The sequence below is a fragment of the Belliella kenyensis genome (assembly GCF_022549675.1).
GTDB lineage: Bacteria > Bacteroidota > Bacteroidia > Cytophagales > Cyclobacteriaceae > Belliella > Belliella kenyensis.
The window spans coordinates 1-5,141 of record NZ_JAKZGR010000037.1; the positions used below are offsets into that span (position 1 = coordinate 1).

1 pseudogene is annotated in these 5,141 nt (G+C 43.9%); it reads left to right on the forward strand.

The window, feature by feature from the left end:
* A pseudogene (locus tag MM214_RS18775) lies at nt 1-5,141 on the forward strand (DUF11 domain-containing protein); the annotation flags it as partial.

Sequence of the window (5,141 nt, forward strand, 5' to 3'; positions counted from 1 at the left end):
CTCAACGACGACGCCAGTTCCAGTACCACAGGCGAATGTTGGCATTGAGAAAACATCCAGCAGTGCGACACCGAATGTAGGCAGCAATGTTGTCTTTACCTTAACAGCAAGCAATGCAGGACCAAGTTCAGCAACAGGCGTAGTAGTAACTGACCAGTTGCCCTCTGGCTATGCATATGTATCAGACAATGGAGGTACCTCGACGAGCGAATCAGCAGGCTTGATTACTTGGACGATAGGAGACTTGGCAGATGGGGCTAATGCGACATTGGAGATCACAGCGACAGTTTTAGCGACAGGAGATTATGGCAATACGGCTACGATCACAAGTACAACACAAGACCCAACTCTGGGCAACAATACCTCAACGACGACGCCAGTTCCAGTTAATGTTCTGGTTTCTATTAACGATAGTTTCAATCTTATCAATGGCAGAACAGGAGGCACTACAGCAAGTGTCTTGATCAATGACACTTTGAATGGAGCGATAGTGAATCCAGCTGATGTTACTTTGAGCTTGGTAGATGGAGATTCTGAATTGACGCTCAATGCAAATGGAACAATTACCATTGCAGCAAACACCCCAGCAGGCACTTATGAGCTAGAATACAGCATCTGCGAAAATCTTAATCCGGGTAATTGTTCAACGGCTATTGCAACAGTTACTGTGGAAGCTGCTCCGATAGTTGCGAATCCAGATGACTTTGATTCCATCAATGGTAGAACAGGAGGCACTACAGCAAGTGTCTTTATCAATGACACTTTGAATGGTATTCAAGTGAATCCTACCGATGTTACTTTGACTCAGGTGGATCCTGACCCATCATCTCCATTGACGCTCAATGCAAATGGAACAATAACTATTGCAGCAAACACCCCAGCAGGCACTTATGAGCTAGAATACAGGATTTGTGAGAATCTTAACCCAAGCAACTGTTCAACAGCCATTGCAACAGTTACTGTGGAAGCAGCACCGATACTTGCGAATCCAGATGACTTTGATTCTATCAATGGCAGAATAGGAGGCACTACAGCAAGTGTCTTGATCAATGACACTTTGAATGGTATTCAAGTGAATCCAGCAGATGTTACTTTGAGCTTGGTAGATGGAGATTCAGAATTGACACTCAATGCAAATGGAACAATAACCATTGCGCCAAACACTCCAGCAGGCACTTATGAGCTAGAATACAGCATCTGCGAGAATCTTAATTCAGGTAACTGTTCAACGGCCATTGCAACAGTTACTGTGGAAGCAGCACCGATACTTGCGAATCCAGATGACTTTGATTCCATCAATGGCAGAATAGGAGGCACTACAGCAAGTGTCTTGATCAATGATACTTTGAATGGAGCGATAGTGAATCCTGCGGATGTTACTTTGAGCTTGGTAGATGGAGATTCTGAATTGACACTCAATGCAAATGGAACAATATCCATTGCACCAAACACCCCAGCAGGCACTTACGAGCTAGAATACAGGATTTGTGAGAATCTTAATTCGGGCAACTGTTCAACGGCTATTGCAACAGTTACTGTGGAAGCAGCACCGATACTTGCGAACCCTGACAACTTTGATTCCATCAATGGCAGAATAGGAGGCACTACAGCGAGCGTTTTGATCAATGACACTTTGAATGGTACTCCAGTGAATCCAACCGATGTTACTTTGACTCAGGTGGATCCTGACCCATCATCTCCATTGACGTTGAACGCAAATGGAACAATATCCATTGCACCAAACACCCCAGCAGGCACTTATGAACTAGAATACAGGATTTGTGAGAATCTTAATTCGGGCAACTGTTCAACGGCCATTGCAACAGTTACTGTGGAAGCAGCACCGATAGTTGCGAACCCTGACAACTTTGATTCTATCAATGGCAGAATAGGAGGCACTACAGCGAGCGTTTTGATCAATGACACTTTGAATGGAGCGATAGTGAATCCAACTGATGTTACTTTGAGCTTGGTAGATGGAGATTCTGAATTGACACTCAATGCAAATGGTACAATATCAGTTTTACCAAACACCCCAGCAGGCACTTATGAGTTAGAATACAGGATTTGTGAGAATCTTAACCCAAGCAACTGTTCAACGGCTATTGCAACAGTTACTGTGGAAGCAGCACCGATACTTGCGAATCCAGATGACTTTGATTCCATCAATGGCAGAGTAGGAGGCACCACAGCGAGCGTTTTGATCAACGATACCTTGAATGGAGCGATAGTGAATCCAGCAGATATTACTTTGAGCTTGGTAGATGGAGATTCAGAATTGACGCTCAATGCAAATGGTACAATATCCATTGCACCAAACACCCCAGCAGGCACTTATGAGCTAGAATACAGGATTTGTGAGAATCTTAATCCAGGTAACTGTTCAACGGCTATTGCAACAGTTACTGTGGAAGCAGCACCGATACTTGCGAATCCAGATGACTTTGATTCCATCAATGGCAGAGTAGGAGGCACCACAGCAAGTGTCTTGATCAATGACACTTTGAATGGAGCGATAGTGAATCCTGCGGATGTTACTTTAAGCTTGGTAGATGGAGATTCTGAATTGACACTCAATGCAAATGGAACAATAACCATTGCAGCAAACACCCTAGCAGGCACTTATGAGTTAGAATACAGGATTTGTGAGAATCTTAATCCAAGCAACTGTTCAACGGCTATTGCAACAGTTACTGTGGAAGCAGCATCGATACTTGCGAATCCAGATGACTTTGATTCCATCAATGGCAGAATAGGAGGCATTACAGCGAGCGTTTTGATCAACGATACCTTGAATGGAGCGATAGTGAATCCTGCGGATGTTACTTTGACTCAGGTGGATCCAGATCCATCATCTCCATTGACGCTCAATGCAAATGGAACAATAACTATTGCAGCAAACACCCCAGCAGGTACTTACGAGCTAGAATACAGCATTTGTGAGAATCTTAACCCAAGCAATTGTTCAACAGCCATTGCAACAGTTACTGTGGAAGCAGCACCGATAGTTGCGAATCCAGATGACTTTGATTCCATCAATGGCAGAATAGGAGGCACTACAGCGAGCGTTTTGATCAATGACACTTTGAATGGTACTCCAGTGAATCCAACCGATGTTACTTTGACTCAGGTGGATCCAGATCCATCATCTCCATTGACGTTGAACGCAAATGGAACAATATCCATTGCAGCAAACACCCCAGCAGGCACTTATGAGCTAGAATACAGGATTTGCGAAAATCTTAATTCGGGCAACTGTTCAACGGCTATTGCAACAGTTACTGTGGAAGCTGCTCCGATAGTTGCGAATCCAGATGACTTTGATTCCATCAATGGCAGAACAGGAGGCACCACAGCAAGTGTCTTGATCAACGATACCTTGAATGGAGCGATAGTGAATCCAACTGATGTTACTTTGACTCAGGTGGATCCTGACCCATCATCTCCATTGACGTTGAACGCAAATGGTACAATATCCATTGCACCAAACACCCCAGCAGGCACTTATGAGCTAGAATACAGGATTTGTGAGAATCTTAATTCGGGTAATTGTTCAACAGCCATTGCAACAGTTACTGTGGAAGCAGCACCGATACTTGCGAATCCAGATGATTTTGATTCCGTCAATGGCAGAACAGGAGGCACTACAGCAAGTGTCTTGATCAACGATACCTTGAATGGAGCGATAGTGAATCCAGCTGATGTTACTTTGAGCTTGGTAGATGGAGATTCAGAATTGACGCTCAATGCAAATGGAACAATAACCATTGCGCCAAACACTCCAGCAGGCACTTATGAGCTAGAATACAGGATTTGTGAGAATCTTAATTCGGGCAACTGTTCAACGGCCATTGCAACAGTTACTGTGGAAGCAGCACCGATACTTGCGAATCCAGATGACTTTGATTCCATCAATGGCAGAATAGGAGGCACTACAGCGAGCGTTTTGATCAATGACACTTTGAATGGAGCGATAGTGAATCCAACTGATGTTACTTTGACTCAGGTGGATCCTGACCCATCATCTCCATTGACGTTGAACGCAAATGGTACAATATCCATTGCAGCAAACACCCCAGCAGGCACTTACGAGCTAGAATACAGGATTTGTGAGAATCTTAATTCGGGTAACTGTTCAACAGCCATTGCAACAGTTACTGTGGAAGCAGCACCGATACTTGCGAATCCAGATGATTTTGATTCCGTCAATGGCAGAACAGGAGGCACCACAGCAAGTGTCTTTATCAACGATACCTTGAATGGTACTCCAGTGAATCCAGCTGATGTTACTTTGAGCTTGGTAGATGGAGATTCAGAATTGACACTCAATGCAAATGGAACAATATCCATTGCACCAAACACCCCAGCAGGTACTTATGAGCTAGAATACAGGATTTGTGAGAATCTTAACCCAAGCAACTGTTCAACAGCTATTGCAACAGTTACTGTGGAAGCTGCTCCGATAGTTGCGAATCCAGATGACTTTGATTCCATCAATGGCAGAATAGGAGGCACTACAGCGAGCGTTTTGATCAATGACACTTTGAATGGTATTCAAGTGAATCCAGTAGATATTACTTTGAGCTTGGTAGATGGAGATTTTGAATTGACGTTGAACGCAAATGGAACAATATCCATTGCACCAAACACCCCAGCAGGCACTTACGAGCTAGAATACAGGATTTGTGAGAATCTTAACCCTAGCAATTGTTCAACGGCTATTGCGACAGTTACTGTGGAAGCAGCACCGATACTTGCGAATCCAGATGACTTTGATTCCATCAATGGTAGAACAGGAGGCACTACAGCAAGTGTCTTGATCAATGACACTTTGAATGGAGCGATAGTGAATCCAGCTGATGTTACTTTGAGCTTGGTAGATGGAGATTCTGAATTGACGCTCAATGCAAATGGAACAATTACCATTGCAGCAAACACCCCAGCAGGCACTTATGAGCTAGAATACAGCATCTGCGAAAATCTTAATCCAGGTAATTGTTCAACGGCTATTGCAACAGTTACTGTGGAAGCAGCACCGATACTTGCGAATCCAGATGACTTTGATTCCATCAATGGTAGAACAGGAGGCACTACAGCAAGTGTCTTGATCAATGACACTTTGAATGGAGCGATAGTGAATC